This is a genomic window from Pseudomonas lini (genome assembly GCF_964063345.1).
GTDB lineage: Bacteria > Pseudomonadota > Gammaproteobacteria > Pseudomonadales > Pseudomonadaceae > Aquipseudomonas > Aquipseudomonas lini_B.
Genome location: NZ_OZ061318.1, coordinates 6268569 through 6293730 on the forward strand (window position 1 = coordinate 6268569; position 25162 = coordinate 6293730).

Annotated in this window: 21 protein-coding genes; 11 read left to right on the forward strand and 10 right to left on the reverse strand. The window is 60.1% G+C overall.

Annotation, left to right across the window (positions count from 1 at the left end; all coding sequences use genetic code 11):
* Positions 1–78: 78 nt before the first annotated feature.
* Positions 79–966 carry a universal stress protein gene (locus tag AB3226_RS28465; protein WP_367375872.1) on the forward strand — a complete coding sequence of 296 codons (888 nt, stop codon included), beginning with the start codon at positions 79–81 and terminating at the stop codon, positions 964–966.
* Between the two features lie 81 nt (positions 967–1047).
* Positions 1048–1752, forward strand: coding sequence for a phosphoribosyltransferase (locus AB3226_RS28470; protein WP_367375503.1), 705 nt, complete (start codon positions 1048–1050; stop codon positions 1750–1752).
* Positions 1753–1788: 36 nt separating this feature from the next.
* On the opposite strand, the gene AB3226_RS28475 is transcribed toward AB3226_RS28470, so the two are convergent.
* The gene (locus tag AB3226_RS28475) at positions 1789–3213 is read right to left on the reverse strand and encodes a homospermidine synthase (RefSeq protein ID WP_367375504.1); all 1425 of its coding nucleotides are present in this window, start codon (positions 3211–3213) and stop codon (positions 1789–1791) included.
* Between the two features lie 241 nt (positions 3214–3454).
* Here AB3226_RS28475 and AB3226_RS28480 point away from each other — a divergent pair, with 241 nt between their 5' ends.
* Positions 3455–3784, forward strand: coding sequence for a hypothetical protein (locus tag AB3226_RS28480; protein ID WP_367375505.1), 330 nt, complete (start codon positions 3455–3457; stop codon positions 3782–3784).
* A gap of 38 nt (positions 3785–3822) precedes the next feature.
* On the opposite strand, the gene AB3226_RS28485 is transcribed toward AB3226_RS28480, so the two are convergent.
* Together AB3226_RS28485 and AB3226_RS28490 are read right to left on the reverse strand one after the other, a co-directional pair.
* Positions 3823–6018 (reverse strand): TonB-dependent siderophore receptor, encoded by a 2196-nt coding sequence (locus AB3226_RS28485; protein ID WP_367375506.1) that lies wholly within the window; start codon positions 6016–6018, stop codon positions 3823–3825.
* Positions 6019–6158: 140 nt separating this feature from the next.
* Positions 6159–7061 (reverse strand): LysR substrate-binding domain-containing protein, encoded by a 903-nt coding sequence (locus AB3226_RS28490; protein ID WP_367375507.1) that lies wholly within the window; start codon positions 7059–7061, stop codon positions 6159–6161.
* Between the two features lie 106 nt (positions 7062–7167).
* Between AB3226_RS28490 and AB3226_RS28495 the strand changes: the two genes are divergently transcribed.
* The gene (locus AB3226_RS28495; protein ID WP_367375508.1) at positions 7168–8565 is read left to right on the forward strand and encodes an MFS transporter; all 1398 of its coding nucleotides are present in this window, start codon (positions 7168–7170) and stop codon (positions 8563–8565) included.
* A complete protein-coding gene (locus AB3226_RS28500; RefSeq protein ID WP_367375509.1) occupies positions 8562–9836 on the forward strand; it encodes a glucarate dehydratase family protein in 1275 nt (424 codons plus the stop codon). The genes AB3226_RS28495 and AB3226_RS28500 overlap by 4 nt, the downstream gene beginning before the upstream one ends.
* An 86-nt stretch (positions 9837–9922) precedes the next feature.
* Here the strand turns inward: AB3226_RS28500 and AB3226_RS28505 are convergent, their stop codons facing one another.
* Positions 9923–10600 (reverse strand): glutathione S-transferase family protein, encoded by a 678-nt coding sequence (locus AB3226_RS28505; RefSeq protein ID WP_367375510.1) that lies wholly within the window; start codon positions 10598–10600, stop codon positions 9923–9925.
* A 306-nt stretch (positions 10601–10906) separates the two neighbouring features.
* On the opposite strand from AB3226_RS28505, the gene AB3226_RS28510 reads away from it, so the two are divergent.
* Positions 10907–11824: an alpha/beta fold hydrolase gene (locus AB3226_RS28510; protein ID WP_367375511.1), complete on the forward strand. Its 918-nt coding sequence runs from the start codon at positions 10907–10909 to the stop codon at positions 11822–11824.
* Here the strand turns inward: AB3226_RS28510 and AB3226_RS28515 are convergent.
* From AB3226_RS28515 to AB3226_RS28530, 4 genes are read right to left on the reverse strand one after another with little or no spacing between them, the layout of a single operon-like run.
* Complete coding sequence (locus AB3226_RS28515; RefSeq protein ID WP_367375512.1) at positions 11801–12265, reverse strand: response regulator; 465 nt, start codon at positions 12263–12265, stop codon at positions 11801–11803. The genes AB3226_RS28510 and AB3226_RS28515 overlap by 24 nt on opposite strands.
* Positions 12262–14589 (reverse strand): ATP-binding protein, encoded by a 2328-nt coding sequence (locus AB3226_RS28520; protein ID WP_367375513.1) that lies wholly within the window; start codon positions 14587–14589, stop codon positions 12262–12264. The genes AB3226_RS28515 and AB3226_RS28520 overlap by 4 nt, the downstream gene beginning before the upstream one ends.
* Positions 14586–15239 (reverse strand): response regulator transcription factor, encoded by a 654-nt coding sequence (locus AB3226_RS28525; protein ID WP_052963780.1) that lies wholly within the window; start codon positions 15237–15239, stop codon positions 14586–14588. Before AB3226_RS28525 ends, AB3226_RS28520 begins: the two co-directional genes overlap by 4 nt.
* Positions 15236–16420 (reverse strand): sensor histidine kinase, encoded by a 1185-nt coding sequence (locus AB3226_RS28530; RefSeq protein WP_367375514.1) that lies wholly within the window; start codon positions 16418–16420, stop codon positions 15236–15238. The genes AB3226_RS28525 and AB3226_RS28530 overlap by 4 nt, the downstream gene beginning before the upstream one ends.
* A gap of 170 nt (positions 16421–16590) precedes the next feature.
* Here AB3226_RS28530 and AB3226_RS28535 point away from each other — a divergent pair, with 170 nt between their 5' ends.
* Positions 16591–17109 (forward strand): SgcJ/EcaC family oxidoreductase, encoded by a 519-nt coding sequence (locus AB3226_RS28535; protein ID WP_048393224.1) that lies wholly within the window; start codon positions 16591–16593, stop codon positions 17107–17109.
* A 111-nt stretch (positions 17110–17220) separates the two neighbouring features.
* Here AB3226_RS28535 and AB3226_RS28540 read toward each other — a convergent pair whose 3' ends face one another.
* Both AB3226_RS28540 and AB3226_RS28545 read right to left on the reverse strand, forming a co-directional pair.
* A complete protein-coding gene (locus AB3226_RS28540; protein WP_367375515.1) occupies positions 17221–18147 on the reverse strand; it encodes a bifunctional 5,10-methylenetetrahydrofolate dehydrogenase/5,10-methenyltetrahydrofolate cyclohydrolase in 927 nt (308 codons plus the stop codon).
* Between the two features lie 368 nt (positions 18148–18515).
* Positions 18516–18875, reverse strand: coding sequence for a DUF6124 family protein (locus AB3226_RS28545; RefSeq protein ID WP_367375873.1), 360 nt, complete (start codon positions 18873–18875; stop codon positions 18516–18518).
* Between the two features lie 1009 nt (positions 18876–19884).
* Between AB3226_RS28545 and nirB the strand changes: the two genes are divergently transcribed.
* The 4 genes from nirB to AB3226_RS28565 all read left to right on the forward strand — a co-directional run bounded on the left by nirB (position 19885) and on the right by AB3226_RS28565 (position 25085).
* A complete protein-coding gene (gene nirB, locus AB3226_RS28550) occupies positions 19885–22446 on the forward strand; it encodes a nitrite reductase large subunit NirB (RefSeq protein ID WP_367375516.1) in 2562 nt (853 codons plus the stop codon).
* Complete coding sequence (gene nirD / locus AB3226_RS28555; protein WP_315865913.1) at positions 22446–22832, forward strand: nitrite reductase small subunit NirD; 387 nt, start codon at positions 22446–22448, stop codon at positions 22830–22832. Before nirB ends, nirD begins: the two co-directional genes overlap by 1 nt.
* Positions 22833–22863: 31 nt before the next feature.
* On the forward strand, positions 22864–23304 hold the full coding sequence (locus AB3226_RS28560) for a CBS domain-containing protein (RefSeq protein ID WP_123358846.1): 441 nt from the start codon (positions 22864–22866) through the stop codon (positions 23302–23304).
* A gap of 167 nt (positions 23305–23471) precedes the next feature.
* Positions 23472–25085 carry a methyl-accepting chemotaxis protein gene (locus AB3226_RS28565; protein WP_367375517.1) on the forward strand — a complete coding sequence of 538 codons (1614 nt, stop codon included), beginning with the start codon at positions 23472–23474 and terminating at the stop codon, positions 25083–25085.
* Positions 25086–25162: the final 77 nt, after the last annotated feature.

The following is a 25162-nucleotide window of genomic DNA, read 5'->3' on the forward strand; positions in this document are numbered from 1 at the left end:
AGGCTTTAAGGGCGGAGTCTGGGCCTGATGCTGGATTCTCGAGCCGGCGTCGAGGATCAACCTGTCTGGAGTCAGATCATGAGCCAGTATCAACGGTTATTACTGATCATCAACCCGCTGCTGCGCCATTCTCCTGCGATAAACCATGGCGCCGCCCTGGCCAAGGCCAGCGGGGCGAGCTTGCACATCGCCGGCCTGATTCCCTCGTTGGACATTCTGTCGCTGCTCGAAGAAGGCGACCGCAAAATGGCCCGGGCGACCTACCTGCAAGAGCACCGCGACTGGCTCGATGAGCAGGCGGTAAAGATGCACGGCCGGGGGATCGAGGTGACGACCGAAGTCGCATGGGCCGACAACATGCGCCAGGACATCCTTGACCACGTCACGCAAATGCAGCCCGATCTGTTGATCAAGCAAGTGCAGCATGAACCCGTGCTCAAGCGCGCATTCTTCACGCCGCTGGATTGGCGTTTGTTGCGCCATTGTCCGGTCCCGGTTTATCTGGTGGGGGGTGAGTGCCATGCCTTGCCGCAGAAGGTGGTGGCCGCGGTTGACGTGTCAGACACCGAGCCTTCGAACCGTGAACTCAATGACCGGATCATCCTGCAGGCGTCGAGCCTTGCGCTGCAGTGCAATGCCGAGCTGCATCTGCTGTACGCGTGTGACATTTCGGCAGCCTTTCTGGCGGATATGGACGGCGGTCTGACGCTCGCGGAGCTTACCCGGGAGCTGCGCAGCGACCTGGAAAAATCTTTTCTCCAGTTGGCCGCTCGGTTCGGTGTGACCGCTGACTGTCGGCATTTCGTCATGGGGAACCCGGTCTCGGTACTGAGCGAATTCACCGATGAGCATCAAGTGGATGTGATCGTGATGGGCAGAGCTCAATACCGTGGTCTGGAGCGGCTGCTTGGCAGCACGACGGAACATATTCTGTACCAGGTACCTTGCAGCATTCTGGCGGTCTAGGGGCGCACGCCCCTATTGGAATGATGGCCGCCGTCAAACGAACGCCCGTTTTTGGGGCTCCCGCCCCAGGGAGGTTTTCAAATGACTAGTCCTTCATTGCAAACCATCTTGCATGACCGGGTTGATGCCGGCCGAGGCCTGGTGGAGCCATTGCTTAAATACGCAAAAAGAGCCGATGTCATCGTCCTCGCCTTACCCCGTGGCGGCGTTCCGGTTGCCTATGAAGTGGCCACGGCGCTGGAGGTTCGCCTGGACCTGATGCTGGTGCGCAAACTGGGGGTGCCATCTCATCAGGAGTTCGCCATGGGCGCGATTGCCAGTGGCGGCATACAAATCGTCAATGATGACGCGTTGCGGGCGAATGGTATCGATCAACGCACGCTCGATGGCGTAGTTGCAAAGGAAACGCAGGAATTGTCGCGTCGCGAGCGGGTATACCGTGCATCGCGCGCACCTGTGGCGCTCAAGGATCAGGTGGTGATCCTGATCGATGATGGCCTGGCGACAGGTGCCACGATGATGGCCGCGATACAGGCTGTGCGCCTGCAAACGCCGTCTCGCATCGTCGTTGCCGTGCCGGTGGCACCGCTTGAGACGGCAGAGGCGTTGCGCGACGAAGTGGACGAGCTGATTTGCCCGCTGATCCCCGATTGGCTGATTTCGATCGGACATTGGTACACGGATTTTTCGCAGACATCGGACGAAGAAGTCATCGATCTTCTGCACCGGGCCTGGCAGAGAGAGCCCGGTTCGGGCGACTCATTTCAGAACGGATCCGGTATTTGAGCCGTTGCCTGGCGTGGAGCAAACCACGTCAGGCCTTCAAGTGATCCTGACGTTCAAAAATTGCCACGGATCGGATTCATCGGTGTGCTCGGGCATCAGTGAGTGACGTCCGGTAAGCGGCGTCCAGTCGGAATAAATGCCTTCTACATTCCCGAGGTAGGGCATGCAAATCCGCAGAATCTCCCTGAAGGGCAATTGATCCGGCTCGAGGATGCCGCGTTCAGGATTGCGAATGGCCCAGATCACACCGGCCAGCACTCCCGCCGTCACTTGCAGGCTAGTAGCGCTGTTACAGGGGCACAGCGCCCGGGCTTGGTGGATCGATAAGCGCGAGCCATACCAATAACTGTTTCTGGCATGCCCCATCAGCAGAATACCGAGTTCGTCACAGCCGCCCTCGATGTCGTCATTGAGCAGGCGTTCGCCAGTCTGGGGTTTCCAGTTGCGCTCGGCGAGTTCATACATCGATAGCAGGGCATCGTCACAGGGCCGATAAGCATAGTGGACGGTCGGTCGGTAAATCGGCTGCCTTCCCTGGCCCAGGGTCAGGTAATCGGCAATCGACAGGGCTTCGTTGTGGGTCACGAGCAGCCCATGGGTTGGCCCCGTCGAGGGTGTCCAGGTTCGAACCGGCGTGGAGGCGCCGGGGCGTTGCAGGTAGATTCCGGCCTGGCACCCGAAGGCGTGGTAATAGCCATCCTCGGGAAGCGCTTTCTCATGGCTGCCCCAACCCAATTCCGCCGGTTGGCTGCCTTCACTGATGAAACCGTCCACTGACCAGGTATTGACGAACTCATCGGCGATTTTATGTTGCGATGAATACTGCGAATCGCGCTCGGCAATGTGAATGCAGCGGATATTCAGTCGGCTGGCCAGTTGCGCCCATTCTTCGCGAGTAGCGGGCAGGGGCGTTGTGTCACCCAAATCCCGGGCGAGGTTGATCAGTGCCTGCTTGACCAGGTGGGACACCAACCCCGGATTGGCCCCATGGGTCAAAATGGCGGTGGGCAGACCTTGCGCGCTTTCACCCCGAAGCCGGAGTGCCGCTTCTCTCAATGCATAGTTGGATCTCTCGGACAGGGATTTGTCCGGGTCGGTATAACCGCCTTCCCACGGCTCGATACAAGTGTCCAGATACAGCACGCCTTTACGCTGGGCGAATTGAATCAGGGACAGGCTCGATACCCCCACCGAGAGGTTGAGCAGAAAGTCGCCAGCGCTCAAAAGAGGCTCCAGTACCGCCTCGTAATTGTTCTGATCCAGTTTCTCGGTTCGGTGGGCGACGCCGAATTTCTGTGCGAGCAAGCGTCCCTCTTCATCGGGACTGAGGATCAACAGTCGCTGCGGTTCAAGCTCAAGATGACGCAATAGCAGCGGGAGCACGCCTTTTCCGATACAGCCAAAGCCGATCATCACCAGCCTGGCATTAAAGGGCTGAGTGACATGCTCAAGGTCGGACATCGATTGCCTCCACCGCCTGACAGCGCGCTCGCCGCGAATGATCTGTCGATAACCACGACGCTCTCAAACTAGAGACTGCAAGGCTCGGTTAAAGCTCAAAAAAGTTTCGGACACCGTGAAGGAGACTCTGCTCTGCCGATCTAGACCAAAAAACAGATGAGAATGAGGCGAACTGCTGGCCCCCCGATGTCCGTTTGGTTGTCAAACTTGCTTTCTTTTCAGAAGGTTAGGCATTGGCGATATGCGGACTTTGGTATGGATGGCTGCAACGTTTGTCCTGGTGACTCTTTCGCTTGAGGTTCAGGCAAAGGACCTGAGCAATAACAGTCGTTTCGTCTGCAGCTGGGGCTCGGACATAGCCGCAGACGCGCAAGCGTCGAAGCTTTCCGGATTCACGCTTTACGGGGCACGCAAGAAACTGCAATCGCGCAAATTCCCCCGGCCGTGGATGCGCATGACGGCCATGGGGATTACCGAACAAACCTACAACAGTCCCTCGCGCCTCAAGCCTGCCGGCATCAAGCAAACGTATTACGAGCAATGCATCCGGCATGAGTTGGCGCGACGCTAGGGACTGGACTCCTTAACGGAAACAATCGGCGCGCACGATCAGAAGTTGATCGAAGCGCTCAGCCGGGCGGTCAGTGGGGCGCCCTGGAACACGTAACCATCGCCTATGTATTCACCGGCGTCACGCCAGTAGCGTTTATCGAACAGATTGTCCACGGTCAGTCGGAACACCGTGTCGTAACCGTCGATGCGCGTGCTGTAGCGGCTGCCGATGTTGAAGATGGCGTAGGCTCCGGTCTGCACTTCACCTTGGCGGTTGGCGTACTTGCTGGCGCTGTACTGCACTCCGCCGAGCAGCGCCAGGCCGTCGAACCAGGGCAGGGCGTAGTCGCCGTAGAGGCTGGCGCGCAGGGTCGGAACGTTGATCGCCTGGTGGCCTTCATAAGCGGGCGTGCCGCTGTCGGTGACCCGCGCGCGGATCGCCGCGACACTGGCAGAAATCTGCAGGCGCTGACTGGCCCAGCCATTGGCCGAGAGCTCCAGCCCGGTGTTTTTCTGTTCGCCCTGTTGGGTGAACGTGAACGTGCCGTCGTCATTCGGTCGCGAGTACTGATAGGCCTGGCGAATCTGGAACAGCGCCGCGGCCAGACTGATGCGCTGCCAGTCGTATTTGATGCCGGCCTCGATTTGTCGCGATACGGTGGGCGCGAGGATTTCATAGGCATTGGTGGTGAACCACGCCGCTTCGCCGCCCAAGGACAAGCCCTTGCTGTAGCGGGTGTACAGCGACAGGTTTTGCACCGGCTTGTAGATCAGCGCGGCTTGGGGCAGAAACTCATAGCGTTGAGTGTGCCGGGTGGTGTCGCCCTGACTGTCGAAGGTCTCTTCATCCAGGCGCACTTCGCGCCCGCCAAGCACTGCCTGCCATTGCTCGTTGAAGCTGATCCGGTCATTGAAGAACAGCCCGTATTGGCGGCTGTCCAGGCGTCGGTAGGAATCGTTGAGCGGGCCTTCGTAGCGGCCAAAATCAGCCGGCTCGCTGTTGATGTTGGCACTGCCGATCATCTGGTTGATGGCATCACGTTTGTCCACCACGCGGCGGAACGCGCTAGTCCCCACGCTCAGTTCGTGACCCAGACCGCCGGTTTCGAAGCGGCCGCTAAGGGCAGCCTGCACCTCATCGTTGCGGCGGGTATCGTCGGGGCTGCGGAAATCGTAAATGTCGTAGTCGCCCTCGGGACTGAAGTAATTTGGCACTGCAGCGCTGGCGCAACTGGCGGAGCCGTAGCAGCCCCAGGCGAACGAGCTGTAGTCATCGATCACCACGCGGCTGCGCGAGGCGCTGACGCTGCCTTTCCACTGCTCGCTGAAGCGGTATTCGAAGTTGCCGTTGAGGTTCAGCGCATCGGTGGTGACCGGCTTTGAACCGCTCTGGTGTGCCAGCAGCTTCTTCGGCGAGGCGTGGTGCGGCAGGCTGGAACCGCCGAGCAGTTGATAACCCGGTGCCGAGCGCTGTTCCTTGGTCTGGTACTCGGCGTCCAGTTGCAGCAGCGCATCGGGGCTGATGTTCCAGTCAAAGGCCAGCGAGGCGAAATCGCGTTGGCCATTGGTGTGTTCGACGTAGGAATGGAGGTCTTCGTGGGCCAGGTTGGCGCGCAGGCCGAACTGCTGCTCGCTGCCGAACCAGCCACCGACGTCAGTGGCCAGGTAACCACTGCCGCGATCATCGGTGGAGACGGTGACCGAACGCACATCGGCAGGCCGCTTGGTCACGTAGTTGACCAGCCCGCCGGGCTCGCTGACACCGCTTTGCAGGCCGGAAAGGCCCTTGAGCAACTCCACTTGCTGTTTGTTCTCCAGCCCGACGTTCTGTTCGCCGGTGATGGCGCGGCCGTTGATCTTGTAGCTGCTGGCAGAGTTGAGGGAGAAGCCACGCACGACGAAGTTTTCGTAGTAGCCGACCGGCGCATAGCTTTCACCCACCGAAGCATCGTTGCGCAGTACTTCGCTGAGCAGGCGGGCCTGCTGATCCTTGATCAAGGCTTCATTGACCACCGAAATCGAGGCCGGCGTATCAAGCAATGGCGCCGCCTCGAAACCACCGACCGAAGCGCTGTCGGCCTGATAACCGGAGGTGTCTTCGCCGGTAACGGACACCGCCGGTAGTTCGGTCGCGGCGGCCCAGACCGAAGGCACGGCGCTGGACAGCAGCAGGCCCAAGCCCAGGTTCAGGGGATTGAGCGCGAACCGCGGGGCGGCCACTCCCTGGCGGGAGGTCCGGTAAAGCCTATTCATGAAAAATCCTCGACGACTGCGGGCCTGGGTTTGGCGAGTCTTAGCCTGCGGCTCACGCTTGAAGCGGCGCATCATACAAGAGGAGCGATCATGAAATGAAAATGTCATCGCGACGATCGCTGCGTAACTGTAGGGGTTCCTCACAACCCCCAGCCATCTCTGACAGCCTTTCGAATCCCTTCCAGCAACATCGCAAACGCCGGGTTGTCGTTGTTCTCGCGCCAGATCAAATGCAGTTCACTCTGCACGCCTTCCCCCAGATCGATATCGCGAAACACCACGTTCTTGAACACGACACTGGTGGCGCAGCGCGGCACCAGGGCCAGGCCCATTCCGGCGTTGACCAGAGCCAGGATGGTCAAGGACGAGCCGAGCCATTGCACATATTCCGGGGCGACGCGGGCCGAGCGGAGCATACCGGTCAGCAGTTCGTTGAACGGCGGGTACGCCGCATGGGAGTACATGAGGAAGGGTTGTGCGTCCAGGTCTTTGACGGACACGGTTTCGGCGCTGGCCAGCCGATGATTGTGGGGGACGGCCAATACGAAAGGTTCACGCACCAGGCATTCGGTGGCGTAGCCCGGCTCCAGCAACGGCGCGCGGACGATGCCCAGATCGATCCGGCGGGCGCGAAGGGCCTCGTGCTGCTGGTAGGTGTTCATCTCCGACAGATCGATTTTGACCTGAGGCTGTTTGAGCCGCGCTTCAGCGATGACCTTGGGCAGGAACTCGTAAACGGCGCTGCCGACGAAGCTGATGTTGACCGTACCGATGTCCCCTTCGGCGAAACGCCGGGCTGTTACGGCGGCTTGCTGAGCGCGCTCCAGCAGGTTCTGCGCCTCGATGAAAAAGGCACGGCCGGCGGCGGTCAAAGCGACGCTGCGCGTGCTGCGGGTGAACAACTCGACGCCCAGGTGGTGCTCCAACAATTGAATCTGGCGACTGAGGGGTGGTTGGGTCATGTTCAACCGTTCGGCGGCCCGGCGAAAATTGAGTTCGGTGGCCACGGTGGTGAAGCAGCGCAGTTGCGTCAGTTCGAACATTGATCTAATCCGGGTATCAATCGAGTGCCAAGTTAGATTAGACGGGATCAATAGGCGCGTCCATGATCGTTTCTCCCCTAAAAAAACAATGAACGGGAGTCGCCCCTTGAATAACCATCAGAGTCCGCCGGACCCTAGCGTCCTCGCCCGAGCAGTGGCCAAGGTCAAGCGCCATGTGCTGCCGCTGTTCGTGGTGATGTTCATCGTCAACTACATCGACCGGGTCAACATCGGCTTCGTGCGCAGCCACCTGGAAACCGACCTGGGCATTGGCGCAGCGGCCTATGGCTTGGGCGCCGGGCTGTTTTTCATCGGTTACGCCATCTTCGAAGTACCGTCCAATATGTTGCTGCAACGCTACGGTGCTCGCGCCTGGCTGACGCGCATCATGTTCACCTGGGGCGCGGCCGCGATGGCCATGGCCTTCGTGCGCGGCGAAACCAGCTTCTATGTGCTGCGCTTCATTCTCGGCGCCGCCGAAGCGGGGTTTTTCCCCGGCATCATTTATTACTTCACCCAATGGCTACCGTCGACCGAGCGGGGCAAGGCCATGGCGATTTTCCTCAGCGGCTCAGCCATTGCCTCGGTGATTTCCGGTCCGGTGTCCGGCGCGCTGCTGCACGTCAACGGTCTCAGCCTGCATGGCTGGCAGTGGATGTTCCTGATTGAAGGCTTTGCTTCCATCGTGCTCTGTGGGTTTGTCTGGTACTGGCTGCAATCCCATCCACGCGAGGCGAAATGGCTGAGCGTCGAAGAGAAGGATGCACTGGTCAGCGCCATCGCCCTGGAACAGCAGGCTCGCGAAGCCGTGCAGACGGTCAAACCGTCGATGTTCAAATTGCTCGCCGATCGGCAGATTGCGCTGTTCTGCTTTATCTACTTTTCCATCGCCCTGACGATTTATGGCGCGACGTTCTGGCTGCCAAGCATGATCAAGAAAATGGGCAACCTGGGCGACTTCCAGATCGGCCTGTTCAACTCGATCCCGTGGATCATCTCCATCCTGGCGATGTATGGCTTTGCCGCCATGGCCAGCAAATGGAAGTACCAACAGGCCTGGGTGGCCGTGACGCTGGTGATCGCCGCGTTCGGCATGTTCATGTCCACCACCGGCGGGCCGATCTTCGCCTTCGTCGCCATCTGTTTTGCGGCCATTGGTTTCAAGGCTGCTTCAGCATTGTTCTGGCCGATTCCCCAAGGCTATCTGGATGCGCGCATCGCCGCGGCGGTGATTGCTTTGATCAATTCCATCGGCAATCTCGGCGGCTTCGTGGCGCCGACCGCGTTCGGGTTCCTGGAACAGACCACCGGCTCCATCGAAGGCGGTTTGTACGGCCTGGCGGCGACTTCGCTGGTGGCGGCCGTGGTGATCTTTTTTGCCCGCACTGCACCGCGTGGCGACACGCGCAGCTCGCTCACCGGTAAACCGGTCGACGCCGCGGCACCGAAAAAACCTGTCAGTCATCAAGCCTTGAATACCGAGCCAAAGGGAGCTGCCTCTTGAAAATCAAACGCGTCACAGTCACCCCCATCGCCTTCCGTGATCCGCCGCTGCTCAATGCCAGCGGCATTCACGAACCCTTCGCGCTGCGTTCGATCATCGAGATCGAGAGCGACAACGGCTACATCGGCCTGGGCGAAAGCTACGGCGATGCCCCGGCGCTGGCGATTCAACAGCAATTGCAAAGTCAGCTGATCGGTCTCGACCCGTTCAACCTCAACCAGTTGCGCGCTATCGTGCAGGCCACCGTGGCGGCAAACAAAACCCCAAGCATCGCCGGTGCGGAACTGGCGCCTGGCTCTCACGCCAGCAAAGCGGTGAGCAATGCGTATTCGGCGTTCGAAGTGGCGTTTCTCGATCTACAAGCGCATTCCCTGAATATGCCGCTGGTGGACCTGCTGGGCGGGGCGATTCGTGATGAAGTGCCATTTAGCGCCTATCTGTTCTTCAAGTACGCGCAACACATCGACTCACCGTACAAACCGGATAGCTGGGGCGAAGCGCTGAACGAAGAGCAGATCGTCGCCCAGGCCCGACGCATGATCGAGGCCTACGGTTTCAAGAGCATCAAGCTCAAGGCCGGCGCACTGCCTCCGGAGCACGAAGTGTCGTGCATCAAGGCGCTGAAAAAAGCTTTTCCCGGTTACCCGCTGCGCATCGACCCGAACGGCAATTGGTCGCTGGAAACTTCGATTCGCATGGCTGAACTGCTGGGTGATGACCTGCAGTATTACGAAGACCCGACGCCGGGTCTCGATGGCATGGCCGAGTTGCACAAGCGCACCGGTTTGCCGCTGGCGACCAATATGGTGGTCACTGACTTTGATGAGTTCCGCCGTAGCGTGGCCCTGAACAGCGTGCAGATCGTGCTCGCCGACCATCATTACTGGGGGGGGCTGCGCGACACTCAGGCGCTGGCAAAAATGTGCGACACCTTCGGTCTTGGCGTGTCCATGCATTCCAATTCGCACTTGGGCATCAGCCTGATGGCCATGGCGCATGTCGCCGCCTCGGTGCCCAACCTCGATTACGCCTGCGACACTCATTACCCCTGGCAGGAACCGGACGAAGAGGTGATCAAGGGCGGCAAGCTACCCATCGTCGATGGCTGCGTGAAAATCACCCGTGCGCCAGGGTTGGGCCTTGAGCTGGATCACGATCAATTGGGCACGCTGCATGATCAATACCTGACCTGCGGCATTCGTCAGCGCAATGACGTGAAGCAGATGCAGCGTTACAAGCCTGACTGGAAGACGATCAAACCGCGTTTTTGATCGCGCATTCCCTTACAAACCGGCAACTGTCCCTTCGCGCTCCAGCCCGTCCGACTGGCAACAGGCGCGAAGGCAGTCAGAGCCGCTCATGTGTTATCCGGCGCCAGAAACCGTTGCTCGATGGCATCCGCAAACGGGTACAACGAAAACCAGGGCCTGGCTTCGTCGATCACCCGCTGAAATGACGGTCTCTGTACCAACCTGTCGAAATAGGCGCTCAAATGGCCGTAGTCATCGGGGAATGGCACGAGCGTGCTGGCATAGAAAAGAGCCGGGGCGGCGGCGCAATCGGCCATGCTGAACTCCGGGCTGGCCACCCAGACTCTGGACGCCATCCGGCGCTCGAGCATGCCGTACGCCGTTTCCAGCGTAGACCGCTCCCTGGTCAAATCACCGTTGGTCGCGTGTAGCCGATCACTGACAATCTGTTGCATCGGCACTTGTACATAATGGTCGAAGAAACGATCCCATAACCGGACCTCCAGCGCGCTATCCCAATCGTCTGGAACCAGTCTGTGTTTGCCTGGGTACCGTCGATCCAGGTACTCGATGATGATGCTGGACTCCGGCAGATTTCGCTGGTGAGCATGGTCGCGAATAATCGGGAACTTACCGATTGGCCACAATGCCTGAAGTTCTGCGCGGTCGGCAGCGTCCCCGAGATCGATGATCCTTCTCTCGAATTCGGTGCCGTTTTCGTAAAGCGCGATGAGTACTTTGTGACAGAACGACGCCAGCGGATGGTAGTAAAGCGTCAGCGACATCTTTCAACTCCTCATTTGAGGTGAGGGGGCGAGAGCCCTGGAACTGATGAAGGTGGGTCAATAAACAATCATAGGCGGATGTTGGCGATGCGTCAGGACCGCCTCTTTCAAGCTTGCGTACTTGCAGACGGAAGAATCCCTGCTTAACTGTGAGCCACTGGTCGGTTTGTGACTTGGTGGTCATGGCGTTCATCTCAGCGCCCTTGTACCGTTGTCGCTGGTTCGTGCTGTCAGGCTTGCCCGGAGGAAGCCGGATAGTCATTCACGCTGGGTGTTGATCCAATTTTGTTCAAGGAAGAGAGTGACATGATGCTGAAAACTGCGATCGTCGAGATTGGTAAGAAGTACAAGGTTTATACCGAGCATTATCTCAACGCCACCGCCGACAAGACCATTATTCTGGTCAATGGCTCGCTGGCAACGACCGCATCTTTTGCCCAGACGGTGCGCTACCTTCGGCCACGCTTCAACGTAGTCCTCTACGATCAGCCCTACGCCGGTCAATCGAAACAGCACAACCAGCACGACCAACCGATCCGCAAGGAAGACGAGGCCGCCATCCTGTTGGAGTTGATCGAGCACTTTCGCGCGCAGCATGTGATGTCCTTTTCCTGGGGCGGGGCGGCGACCTTGCTGGCGCTGGCGCAGCATCCGCGACGAATCGAAAAGGCAGTGATCAGTTCATTCGCCGCACGGATCAACACGCCGATGCGCGATTATCTGGAAAGCGGCCGGCATTTTCTCCAGGCCTGCGATCGGCGCAATGTCGGGCGCTTGATCAACAGCACCATCGGCAAGCACCTGCCGTCGCTGTTCAAGCGTTTCAATGAACGCCATGTCAGTAGCCTGGACGAGCACGAATACCGGCAAATGCATTTTCACGTCAATGAGGTGCTGACTCAGGACACGCACTGCTACGTTTCCTGTGCCGATGCCATCGACGTCCCGCTGCTGTTTATCAACGGTGAATGGGATGAATACACGTCGGTGGAAGATGCCCGGCTGTTTGCGACCCATACCCGTCAGGCTCAGTTTCAGACCATCAAGAACACCGGGCACTTCCTCGATATGGAACACCCGACAGCCTGGCATGACACCCAGCAAGCCTTGTTGGGCTTTCTGCAGCCGGTCGCCAAAATACCGAGCCAACCCCGGGACCTGACATTCAGTAGCAAAGCATCAGTGATTCCGCCCCTTCAGTCAGCTAGCTGGGTGCGGCTTTAACTGGCGCAGCAACTCAATCTGATCTGCCGGGACCAGAGTGCGCAGGGCTTTATACAGCGCGCGGGTTTCAAGCAGGTTCCAGACGCGCAGCATGGTTTCCAGGGCATCCAGCGGCTTGCTGATGAAGTCTTTGGCGCCCAGGGCCAGCGCGCGCAGGCGGGTATCGCGGGTGGCGTCGGCGGTGAGTACGAGGATCGGCAGGTATTCGCCGGTCGGGATGCGCCGGTTGAGTTGTTCCAGTACGGCAAAGCCGTCGAACTCCGGCATGTGCAGGTCGAGAATTACCAGGTCAGGCTCGAAGCTGTTGAACAGGTCCAGGGTTCGCAGCGGCTGAGTGCTGCTCAGTACGTTGGTCAACCCTTCGCGGACAAGCAGTTGCTCCATCAAGTCGAGGTTGGGCCGTTGGTCGTCGATGATCAGAATACGCAGGTCGGTGTTCACGCGGGCTCCGGTAGATGCTGGTCAAGATGGGCGAGGAATGAAGGGATGTGAATCGGCTTGGTCAGCACCGCCGTCGCTCCCGCTTCCAGCAATGCCAGATGAGTGAGGTCGCTGGCATCGGCGGTGATCATCAGCACTGGAATGGCGCGGGTGATGGAAGACTGGCGCAAGCGTTGCAGAACATTGAAACCATCAAGATCCGGCAGCACCACGTCGAGCAAAATCAGTTGCGGCGCGTGTTGACGAGCCAAGTCCAGACCCATTTGCCCCTGCATGCTTGAGAGCAACTGGATGTGCGGTCGTCGTTGCAGCAGGGTTTCAATCAGGGCCAGGCTCGAGAGATTGTCTTCGATACACAGCACTTTGCCCTGATAATCGGGAGCGGTGAGGGCAGCTGTGACTGTTGGGTAGTTGATGCGTGCAGCAAGCGGCTTGATGGCTGGTTGCAGGCGCACGAAGGGCAGCTCCAGGGTGAAACTGGAACCTGCGCCGGGCAGGCTTTTGACGGTCAGGCTGCCGTTCATCATTTCCAACAGACTCTTGCTCAAGGCCAGGCCCAGGCCGGTGCCTTCCACGTTCGGATCGGTCTCCAGGCGCTCGAACGGCTTGAACAGTTGCTCCAGTCGATCGGCCGCAATGCCTTTGCCGGTATCGCAGACCGCCACGGCAATTCGCTGTTGAACAATCCTGACTTCAATGTGCACCTTGCCTTCGGGGCGGTTGTATTTGATCGCGTTCGATAACAAGTTGAGCAGCACCTGAACCAGGCGTTGCCGATCGGCGACGATTGCGCTGTCGGCGGCCAGCATCGGCAGTTCAACCAGCTGAATGTCGGCGTCGCAGGCCATCGGGGAAACCAGCGTCAGGGCTTCTTGCAGCACCACCGCCAAGGGCACGGCTTCAACGTTGAGGGGCAGGCGCCCGGCCTCGATCTTGGCGATGTCCAGCACCTCGTTGATCAGCGTCAGCAAGTGTTGTCCGGCCCGCAAGATGTGACCGATCTGCGCCCGTTGCCCCTTGGGCGAGTCCATGTCCAGCAGTTGTGCGAAGCCGAGAATGGAGTTGAGCGGGGTACGCAGTTCGTGGCTCATGCGCGACAGAAATTCGCTTTTGGCGCGGCTGGCGCGTTCGGCTTCTTCCCGTGCGGTGCTCAGCGCGATCTCGGCGGCACGGCGATCGGTGATGTCGCGGGTGATCTTGGAGAATCCGCGCAGGGCGCCACTGCTGTCGTATTGCGCGGTTATCACCACGCTGGCCCAGAAGCGGCTGCCATCCTTGCGGCAACGCCACGCCTCTTCCATGTAATGACCGTCGCGAGTGGCCTCGCGCAGTGCCATGTCGGGATGCTGCGGGCATTCTTGCGACAGATAAAACACCGAGAAATGCTGGCCGACGATTTCCTGTTCCGTATAACCCTTGATCCGTTCGGCGCCCGCATTCCAACTGGTGACGAAGCCCTGTGTGTCGAGGGCGAAAATACCGTAGTCCTTCACCCCGTCGATGATCAGCCGCAGGCGCTCTTCGTTATCGCGCAAGGCCCGTTCACGTTCGGCCAGCAACAGCCCGGCTTCGACCAGACGTGTGCCCAATTGACCGATCTCATCGTTCTCCGGCGGTTGCGGCAACAACGGCTGACCGAGTGCCAGGCGTTGTGCGTTGCCCTGGACCTGTTTGACCCGGGCGACGATGCCCTTGGACAGGAACAGCACCGCCACAATGGCGCCAAACAACCCGCAGGCCGCGGCCAGCAGGGTGGAGAACAACAACCGCTGTCGAGTGGAGGCGGCGGCCGCCGTGCGCTCGGCCAGCAGCGTGTCTTCAAGGGTGCGCATGGCGCTGATGCGTTCGCGCAATTCGTCGAGGATGTGCTTGTTGTTGATCAGGATGGTGGTGATCGACTCGGGTGTGGCGTTGCGATCATCGAGCAGTTCAACCAGACCCTCGACCTTGGTCTCGATCAACGGAGTAATCGCCTCCAGGTGTTTGCGCACCCGCACGTCGCGAACGTTGCTGTCGAGCCGTCGCAGTGCGGATTCGATCAAGGGTTTGGCTTGCCGATAACCCGGCAGGAAATCCTCGCGTCGAGTCAGCAAATAACCGCGCACGCTGGCGGCGGCCTCGGCAAGCAGTGTGTGCACCGCCTGAATATCGCCTTGCACCAGCAGCACCCGGCGCACGTCCTCTTCCGCGCGTGCGGTCTGGCGTTCGGTGATGTAGATCAGCACCAGCGAGAGCATCAGGATCACCAACGGCAGGGAAATCACCACGAGGGCTTTGCCTCGTAATGGCAGATCGGCCCAGCGGCGCGCGCTTGATACTTTCATGACTGAGTCACCAGGCCGAGGGCAATGCCACGGACAGCGGCCTGAGTTCGGTCGGCGGCGCCGAGTTTGCCGATGACCCGTTCCACATGGGCCTTGGCCGTGCCCGTAGTGATGCCGAGTTCTTCGCCGATTTCACGATTGCTGAAACCGCTGGCCACCAATCCAAGGACCTGGCGTTCGCGGGCGGTCAAGGTTTCGGCAGGCGCGGCACCACTGGCGTTGCGCTCGGTCATGCGCCGCAGCAGACGCGCGCTGACGGCGCTATTGAGGGCTTCCTCACCCGCGGCGACGCGTTGCAGGGCGTTGATTACTTCATCGCGGCTGGCGTCTTTGAGCAGGTAGCCCACGGCACCGGCATTCATCGCCGCTTCCAGGTGATCCGGGCTGTCGTCCATGGTGAAGATCACCACTTTCAGGGTCGGCAGGCGCTGCTGAAGAATTCGCGCCGCGCCCAACCCATTGAGCACGGGCATGCGAATGTCGAGGATGACGATGTCGGGTAGCAGACGTTCGCACGCGTCTACCGCTTCCTGGCCATCGCGGGCCTGGCCGACCACTTCGAATTGCGGATGGCCCGCCAGCAGCGCGACGAAGCCGGTCCGGGTGACCTCATGATCGTCCGCCAGAACCAGACGTAAAACTTCAGTCATTGAGCTGTTCCATTGAGGTCGGAGGGCACGGTGGCACGCAGTTGCGTTCCGCCATGCGCATGGCTGACGCAGGTGAAATCACCGCCCAGCAGGCTCGCGCGCTCCTGCATCGCGGCGAGCCCCAAGTGCCGGGCACCGCAGGTGTCGAGGCGTTGTTCCATGGCAAAACCTTTGCCGTTGTCGTCCACCCGCAGCGAGGCTTGCCCTTCGTGCAGTTCCAGCGAGAGGACGACGTGACTGGCCTGCGCATGTTTGAGAATGTTGTTGATACCTTCCTGGGCAATCCGGAACAGGGCGATTTCCACCTGGCTGGGCAAGCGTGCTTCGCAACGCGTGCTCCAGTTCACTTTGATCCCGGCGTCGCGCAGGCGATCCGCTTCTTTGTCGACCGCCTTCAGCAAGCCAAAGTCGTCGAGCACCGTCGGGCGCAGGCCGCTGATAAGTTGCCGGCCTTCACCGACGCAATGCTGGGCCAGTGCAAGAATCGTCTGTAAGTCCGTGCCGAGTTCGTCGGGCAGTGGCGGGCAGCGACCGGCAAAACCTTGCAGACGCTGATGCAGCCCGGCGAGGGTTTGCGCGAGGCCGTCGTGCAGGTCGTAAGCCATGCGTTTGCGTTCGTCTTCCTGTGCCCTGAACAGCCTGTGCACCAGATCGGACATGGTGCGCTCGCGCGCGACCAAGGCATCCAGCAGACGCTGGTTTTCCAGGTGCGCGGCCAGCAGGGTGGCGAGCAACTGCAGGGATTCGATGTCCTCGGTGTCCGGCGCACTGATGCTGACACTGTTGGCCAGCACCAACGCACCGAAGGCCGAGCCATCACCACCGCGCAAAGGCACCCGCAGCACATTGGGCAGGATTGCGCTCGGCTGCTCCTGCCATTGCGGAGTGCGCATCGCGGTATCGGCGAGGTGTTCGAGGCTGTTTAAACGATCACGGCTGCCGTGACTGGCGGTGGTCCTGACCTGCGCATCCTCGTCCCATTCCAGCAATAACGCGTGGTCCATCGCGAGGAAGGCACAGGCCCGTTGCAGCACGCGTTGGCGCATCGCTTCGGGGGCCAGTTGCGTCAGTTCCTGGCCGGTATCCACCAGCAGCCGCAGGCGCGCGGCGCGACTTTGCGATTGCCGATATTGGGTGCGAATGGCCAGGGCGCTACCGGGGTCATGATCAGGAATTTGCATGGGCGGGTTCCGGCGCAGACACGCCCGTTCGGGCAGGGGCGTCATTAAACCTTGTTAACGGGGCAGGGCGCTATCTGCCGAATGGCATAGGCAAATGACTCCGGTTGGCCGATGGCGGGTGGCGTTTCGAGCGGCACAGTGTCGCCATCGACCACCATTGGAATAGCGCAATGAAATTCAAGACATCAACCATCGCCCTGTTGTTCGCCCTGACCGCGCCGTTGGCCCAGGCGTTGGAGGCAGTGCCTTACGTTTACAGCAGCGTGGCCGAACAGCCCGGTAACGTGAAGGATCGTGAAATCGCCGCACTGTTTGATCAATGGAATAGCGCGTTGAAGAGCGGCAATGTTCAAAGCGTGGTCGACCTGTATGCGCCGAACGCCGTGCTGCAGCCGACGGTTTCCAATAAGGTGCGCACCACCCCGGCGCAGATCAAGGACTACTTCGACCACTTCATGGCGCTCAAGCCGGTGGGGCAGATCAACTACCGTGAGATCCGCCCATTGGGCGCCAATGTGGCCATGGACAGCGGCGTCTACACCTTTTTCCTGACCGAGGCCGATGGCAAGACCCGTCAGGTGCAGGCGCGTTACACCTTCGTCTATGAACAAGTGGGCGGTCAGTGGAAGATTCTCAACCACCACTCTTCGGCGATGCCGCAAGCGCAGGTGTTGCACGCCGGGAAGTAATCGCGTCTTCGACGCCTGATGATGATTAAGCACAAGCCCGCTCCCACAGGTTCCGCGCCTGACTGACATTACCGACACGGCCCACCTTGAAATGGGCCGTGTGCGTTGTGCTCAATTCAACGCCAGGTCGTCCACAGGCTGCTGCCCGCGGGCCAGCGCTGCGCGTTGCAAGTGGCTGGCGATCAGGGTGTTTTTCAGCAGGTAGGCAATGGTCATCGGTCCGACGCCACCGGGCACCGGGGTGATCGCACGGGCGACGGTGCGGGCGCTGGCGTAATTGACATCGCCCACCAGACGGTTGCCGGACTCGCTGGCGATGCGGTTGATGCCGACATCGATCACCACCGCACCGGGTTTCAGCCAACTGGCGTCGATCAACTCTGGCCGGCCCACCGCCGCGACCACGATATCTGCCAACCGGCACAACGCCGGGGCATCGACGCTGCGCGAATGCACCACGCTGACCGAGCAGTTGGCCTGCAACAGCAAGGTCGCCATCGGTTTGCCGACAATGTTCGAACGGCCGATGACCACCGCATGCAAGCCGCTCAAGTCATCACCACAGGTCTCGCGCAACAGACGCATGCAGCCGCTGGGCGTGCACGGGGTCAGAACCTCGAAGCCTTGCACCAGTCCACCGACATTTTCCCGATGAAAACCATCCACGTCCTTGATCGGGTCGATGGCATGAATCACTGCTTGTTCATCGATAGCATCCGGCAAGGGCAGTTGCACCAGGATGCCATTCACCGTGGGATCGGCGTTGAGCTGGGCAATCAGTTCCAGAACCTGGGCCTGACTGGCGGTTTCCGGCAGACGGTATTCAAGGGAGCGGATGCCGACTTCCTTGGCGCGCAGCAGTTTATTGCGCACATAAACGTGGCTGGCCGGGTCGTCGCCGACCAACAGGACCGCCAGGGCGGGATAGATTTGCTGGCCGGCCAGGGCCAGAACCTCTTCCCGGACCTCGTCGAGAACCTGGGCAGAAATGGCTTTGCCGTCGATATCGCGGGCAAATGCGGAGGTGCTGCTGATCAAGAGAGTCACCGTTGTCTTGATTGAAAGGGATGAAGTGACCATCGAGGCGTCTTCGCGCGACGGTGATCCATCAGAGACATGCAGGCAAGGGCGCTCAGGCTACCAGTTGAGGGCAGGCCAATACCACCGCAACACCGGAAGATAAGACAGGCAGGGGATCGTGGGCAATCTGTAGGCGCCGCCGAAGGCTCGGGCCGCGATAACGCGGTACCCCGGGCCCGACACAAAGCCCTGCCAGCCAGTAGGCAGATACACCGAGAAACCCGTGGCGAGGGAGCTTGCTCCCGCTGGGTCGCGCAGCGGCCCCAAAAAAAAGGACCGCTGCACAGCCCAACGCAAGTAACCCCTTTCACCACAGCAGACCGCACCTACTCAGGCGGATTCATTTGATCCAGCACCCGGTTCGCGGTGATCTCCGCCACCATGATGCTATTCGAAATACCCAGCAGCGCGTGACGCGACTCACCCTCCAGGTGATCGACCAAGTGATGGACCATCACATCGACCGAGGCCAGCGTCTCGACCAAAAAAACCGCCAGGGTTTCGGCAGTCGCCTCTGGGGCAACGGCAAACAGCTTGCTGGGTTTACGCGCAGTGGCTTTGATGTCGGCATTCGACGGGAAGTGGAAGTTCAGAGCCCGCTCGGCGGCGTCGTTGAGTTTTTTTGAGTCGGGTTCGTAAGGGGAGACCGGATCGGTGTCCGGTGGGTTTGGCGTAACCTTGAACATAAGCTGGCTTCTCTGATTGGGTGCCAATCCTTCTGCTGCTAAACGAGAGGGAGGCAGCTGTACGCAGGTTAGCAGACCGGGGAAGCTAGCAAAGCCGGCGCGCCCGAAGGCGCCCTGCGCACAACCACCATCAAGTGCAGGCATGGTAATGCCTGACTGACAAGAGCTTGTGCACCTTGCTTGTAACCCCGGGCTGCTAAACCCGATCACTGATGGGCAGTGACGGGAACCAAGTTACCGAGCAGCCCCCAGACGCACAAGCCGGCGGATTCTGGCGTACGCGTAGGCAACGGCGCAAGATCTTGTAGCTTTCAGGAAGTAACCTTCAGGGCTTTTAAACACGCGCTTTCCGGCAATGTTGAGTGATCTGACGCGCACGTCCTACAAGCGCTGAAAACCTCGAAAACACGCAATCCGTGTGGGTGGGCTTGTGTGGCGAGGGAGCTTGCTCCCGCTGGGCCGCGAAGCGGCCCCAAAATGGGACTGCTTCGCAGTCCAACGGGAGCAAGCTCCCTCGCCACAGGTTCAGTATCACCCTTAACTGACTGGCATTGTCGCGAGCGGTATTGACCGCTGCATGCACTTTTATAAAGCGCGATGCCATAAAAATGTGCATCGGCACCGAGTTTTCACCCTGTGTGAGTGCCCGTAGCTGTTCCGCGCCCCGGTTTCTGAAACACCGTCTAACCCCTGAAAAACTCGCTATTGCGCAGGCTGCAAGTGGATTCCCCGGTTGTTCAGTCGCAAGTTTTGCAACGCAAATGAAGTATCGATCACCGACTGGCACAAAGGCTGCATTGATCCTCTCAGGTCCATCGAAAACAGGTGGGCAGCCCACTCGATCAACGAAGATCGACCGGCCGAGCAGGTCGTGGGCAACATCGGTGGATCCGGCGAAGGCGCCAGGTCGAACACCGCGAAGAACAGGCAAAGACGCCTGAAACCGAGAGGTTTCAGGCGTTTTTTTTTGCTTTTTTTAACCGTGATTGGCTTTGGCTGGGTGCTTACTATGAATTCCAATGTTGCCGCATTGAACAAACTGCAAACGCTGATCGTGATCGGCAATGGCATGGTCGGCCATCATTGTGTCGAGCAGCTCATCGAGCGCGGCGCCCTCGACCACTATCGGCTGCATGTCTTCAGCGAAGAGCCGATGCGTGCCTACGACCGTGTGCATCTGTCCGAGTATTTCGGCGGTCGCGATGCCGAGTCGCTGGCCCTGGGCGAAGCCTCTCTGTACCAGACGCCGGGCGTCACCCTCCATCTGGGCGTGCCGGTGTTGGAAATCGACCGAGCGCGACGCCAAGTGATTACCGCACAAGGGTGCGTCTCGTACGACAAACTGGTTCTGGCCACCGGTTCTTATCCGTTCGTGCCGCCTATTGAAGGTGCGGAAGGCGACTCGCGCCTTGTCTATCGCACCCTTGAAGACCTCGACGCGATTCGTGCCGCGGCGGCCAATGCCCGGCGCGGCGTGGTGGTCGGCGGTGGCCTGCTCGGCCTGGAAGCCGCCAATGCCCTGAAAAGCCTGGGGCTGGAAGCGCATGTGGTGGAATTTGCCCCACGCCTGATGCCGGTGCAGCTGGACGAGCAGGGTGGCTTGGCGCTGAAGGCACAAATCGAGCGGCTCGGCGTGGGTGTGCATCTGTCCCGTGGCACGCAGTCGATCAGTGCCGGCGAGCAGTACCGCTACCGGATGAATTTTGCCAATGACGAATTCCTCGAAGCCGACCTGATCGTGTTCTCCGCCGGGATCCGCGCGCAAGATGCGCTGGCCCGTCAATGTGCGCTGGACATCGGTCCGCGTGGCGGCGTGGTGATTGACGATCAGTGCCTGACCAGCGATCCGAATATCTATGCCATCGGCGAATGCGCCGCCTGGAATGGCAGCCTCTTCGGTCTGGTCGCTCCCGGTTATCAGATGGCCCGTGGCGTCGCGTCGCTGCTGTGTCATCAAGTCGCCGAGCCGTTCCAGGGCGCCGACATGTCGACCAAGCTCAAACTGCTCGGCGTCGATGTAGGCTCCATCGGTGATGCTCACGCCCAGACGCCGGGTGCGCGCAGCTATCAGTTCATCGATGAAGCCACGGCCAGCTATCGTCGCCTGGTGGTGGATGCTGACAGCAAACGCGTGCTCGGCGCGGTGCTGGTTGGCGACAACAGCTATTACGACACCCTGCTGCAATACATGCAGAACGGCATTGCCTTGCCGTCAGAACCGGCCAGCCTGATTCTGCCATCGTCCACCGGCGCGCCAACCCTGGGCCCGGGCGCGTTGCCCGAGTCGGCAACCGTGTGCTCGTGCCATAACGTCACCAAGGGCTCGATCTGCTCGGCCATCGACGGTGGCTGCACCGACCTCGGTCTGCTCAAGTCGCAGACCAAGGCCTGCACCGGTTGCGGCGGTTGTGCCGGGCTGCTCAAGCAAGTGTTCGAACACGAACTGATTGCCCGTGGCGTCAGTGTCGACAAGAGCCTGTGCGAACACTTCGCCTACACCCGTCAGGAGCTTTACGCACTGGTGCGGGTAGAAGGGGTGATCACCTTCGAAGAACTGCTGGCCAAGCACGGCCGCGGCCACACCGGTTGCGACGTGTGCAAACCGGCGGTGGGCTCGATCCTCGCCTCGTGCTGGAACCAGCCGATCATGGACGCCTCGCTGGTGCCGTTGCAGGACACCAACGACACCTTCATGGCCAACATGCAGAAAAACGGCACCTATTCGGTGGTGCCGCGCATCGCCGGGGGCGAGATCACAGCCGACAAGCTGATCGCGATTGGCGTGGTGGCGAAGAAATACGACCTCTACACCAAAATCACCGGCGGCCAGCGGATCGACTTGTTCGGCGCGCAGTTGCATCAGTTGCCGGACATTTGGTCCGAGCTGATTGAGGCCGGTTTCGAAACCGGGCACGCCTATGGCAAATCGACCCGCACGGTGAAGTCTTGCGTCGGCAGCACCTGGTGCCGTTACGGCGTGCAGGACAGCGTGAAAATGGCCCTGACCCTCGAGGATCGCTACAAAGGCCTGCGCTCGCCGCACAAGCTCAAGTTCGCCGTCTCTGGCTGCACCCGTGAATGTGCCGAGGCACAAAGCAAGGACGTGGGCGTGATCGCCACCGAGAACGGCTGGAACCTCTATGTGGCCGGTAACGGCGGCATGCGCCCACGCCACGCCGAGCTGTTCGCCACCGACCTGGATGATGAAACCCTGATCCGTTACATCGACCGGTTCCTGATGTTCTACATCCGCACCGCCGACAAATTGCAGCGCACCTCGGTCTGGCGCGAAAGCCTGGAGGGCGGCCTGGATTACCTCAAGGACGTGGTCATCAACGACAGCCTGGGGCTTGGCGCGGAACTCGAATCGCAGATGCAACTGGTGGTCAACCGCTACGAATGCGAATGGGCCAATGCCCTCAAGGACCCGGAAAAACTCAAGCGCTTCCGCACCTTCGTCAACGATCAACGCCCGGATCCGGACATCCATTTTGTTCAGGAACGCGGTCAACGCCGGCCGATCATGGCCGCCGAACTCAACCTTATCCCTGTCACCGAGGAGAATGCCTGATGAGTCAGTCCAATACCCAGCGTGTCAACGCCCTTGCCACGGCCGCCAATGCTCAAGCCTGGCAGGCGGTGTGCAGCGAGCAGGATCTGGTCAGCAACTCCGGCGTCGTCGTCTGGCTCGACGGCGCGCAGGTGGCGCTGTTCTACCTGCCGCAGGCCGAAGGTCGCACGCTCTACGCCATTGACAACCATGATCCGCAATCCGGTGCGAACGTCATCGGTCGCGGACTGATCGGCAGCCTCAAGGGTGATCTGGTGGTGGCGTCGCCGATCTACAAACAGCATTTCCGTCTTGAGGACGGCAGTTGCCTGGAGTACCCGGAACAGCGCTTGCGCGTATGGCCGGTGCGCCTGAACGCCGGCGTCGTGGAAGTCGCGGCGGCTTGATTGCCGCCCTGAACCGTATCGGAGAACGTTGATGAAGACAGCCGCACAGTTGCTCAAACTGAAAGTCGTGCAAAACCAACAGGTGCACAGCATTGCGCCGGATCAGATGGTCCTCGACGCCCTGAAAATGATGGCCGAGAAGAACGTCGGCGCGTTGCCCGTCATCGAAGACGGGCAGGTGGTCGGCGTCATCAGCGAGCGCGACTATGCGCGCAAAGTGGTTCTACAGGGGCGATCTTCGGTCGGTACGCCGGTGCGCGAAATCATGAGCGCGCCGGTGGTGACCGCCGACAGTCAGCAGAGCATCGAACGCTGCATGGCGGTCATGACCGACAGTCATTTGCGCCATCTGCCCGTGCTGGATAGCGGCGAACTGATCGGGCTGTTGTCGATTGGCGACCTGGTCAAGGAAGCCATCGTCGAGCAGGCCGATTTGATTCGGCAACTGGAGCATTACATTCGCGGCCACTGAGAACTCTCGTCGCCGAATCACAAGATCAAAACGCGATAAGGCATACCGCAGGTCGCTTAAAAACGGCTTGCGTGGAAATAGGCCTAAGTAACCGGTTGGAACAGTCGATAACCCCAAGAGCAAAGCACGTCAGCCGAGCATGCAGATGCCGTCAGGGGAATCATCAAATGTCCATAAAGTTGCGTTTGTTTTTGTTGATCGGCACCAGTTTGCTCACCGCCCTGATCGTGAGCCTGGTCAGCTATCTGGGCAATACCCGGATGGCTGAAGCGGTGAGTGACAACGAGGTCAGCATGACCGCGCTGCGCAACCACCTTGAAGCCGACATGATGCACGATGCGCTGCGCGCGGATGTGCTGTCGGCGATGCTGGTTGGGCTGGGTAAAAGCGACAGTAGCAAAGCAGAAGTGCGCAGCTCCCTCGATGAGCATGCGGGGCATTTTCGGGAGATGCTCGGTGACAACCTCAAGCTGCCGGTCAATACCACCCTCAAGGCCGCACTGAACAAGATCAAGCCCAGCCTGGATTCATACATCGGTGCCGCCGAACGCATTGTCGCGCTGGCGCTGGAAAATCCGGATACCGCACAGCAGCAACTCGGCACGTTCAATACCGCGTTCAGCCAACTGGAAGACCAGATGGGCGCCCTCAGCGAGCTGATCGAATCCAACACCCAACAGACCAGTGCAGGCACTGCGCAAGCGATCAGCAGTGCCAATTTCACTCTCGGCACGGTCCTCATTGCCAGTTTGTTACTGCTGCTTGCCCAAGGGCGCTGGGTCATCCTGAGCATCATGGGGCCGTTGCAGATCGCCAGTCGCATCGCCGAGAGCATCGCCCATGGCAACTTGAGCGAGCCTATCGTAGAACCCACCCGCAAGGACGAAGCCAGCACCTTGATTCGCAGCCTGGCGACCATGCAACGCGACCTGCGCGGCATGATCGAAGTGGTTCGCAGCAACGCTCATGGCGTGAGCGGCATGAGTCAGCAACTGAGCAGCGGCTGCCATCAGGTCGCGGGCAGCAGCCAGCAGCAAAGCGTCGCCGCCAGCACCATGGCCGCGGCCGCCAGTGAGATGACCGCGAGCATCGAGGAAATCACCCGGCATGCCGAGCGTGCGTTAAACATGGCCAACCAGGCCGAGGAATTGGCCAAGGACGGCGGTCGGGTGATCCATCAAGTGGTCAGCGACATGGACGGTATTGCGCGTTCGGCGCAGCAATCGGCCCAGGTGATCCGCACACTGGACAAAGAATCCGAGGGGATTTTCAGCATCATTCAGGTGATCAAGGGCATCGCCGATCAAACCAACCTGTTGGCACTTAACGCCGCCATCGAGGCCGCTCGCGCCGGTGAGCAGGGCCGTGGTTTTGCCGTGGTGGCCGATGAGGTGCGCAGCCTGGCGGGCCGTACCAGCGCCTCCACCCAGGAAATTGCCGCCATGGTCGCGCGCATCCAGCAAAGCACCCGTGAAGCGGTCACCAGCATGGAGGCGGGCGTCGCGCAGGTCGACAAAGGCATGGCAGTGACCGCCGACGTCGAGCGCGCCATCCGCGAAATCCTCCAGGCCACGCTCAGCACCACTGAGCTGGTCAATGACATCAGCCGCACGATCGGTGAGCAGAGCCTGGCCAGCAACGAAATCGCTCATCAGGTGGAAATGATTGCCGGCATGTCCGAAGGCAATAGCAAGGTCATCAACCAGACCGCCTCGACCACCGATGAGCTGTCCACTTTGGCGGGTCAGCTTTCGCAATCGGTGGATCGGTTTCGACTTTGAGGCATCGGCTGGCCCTGATTGATTGATGTGCAAGGCGGCGTAAGAAGGTCATGTCTACCGTGCAGTAGACATGGCCT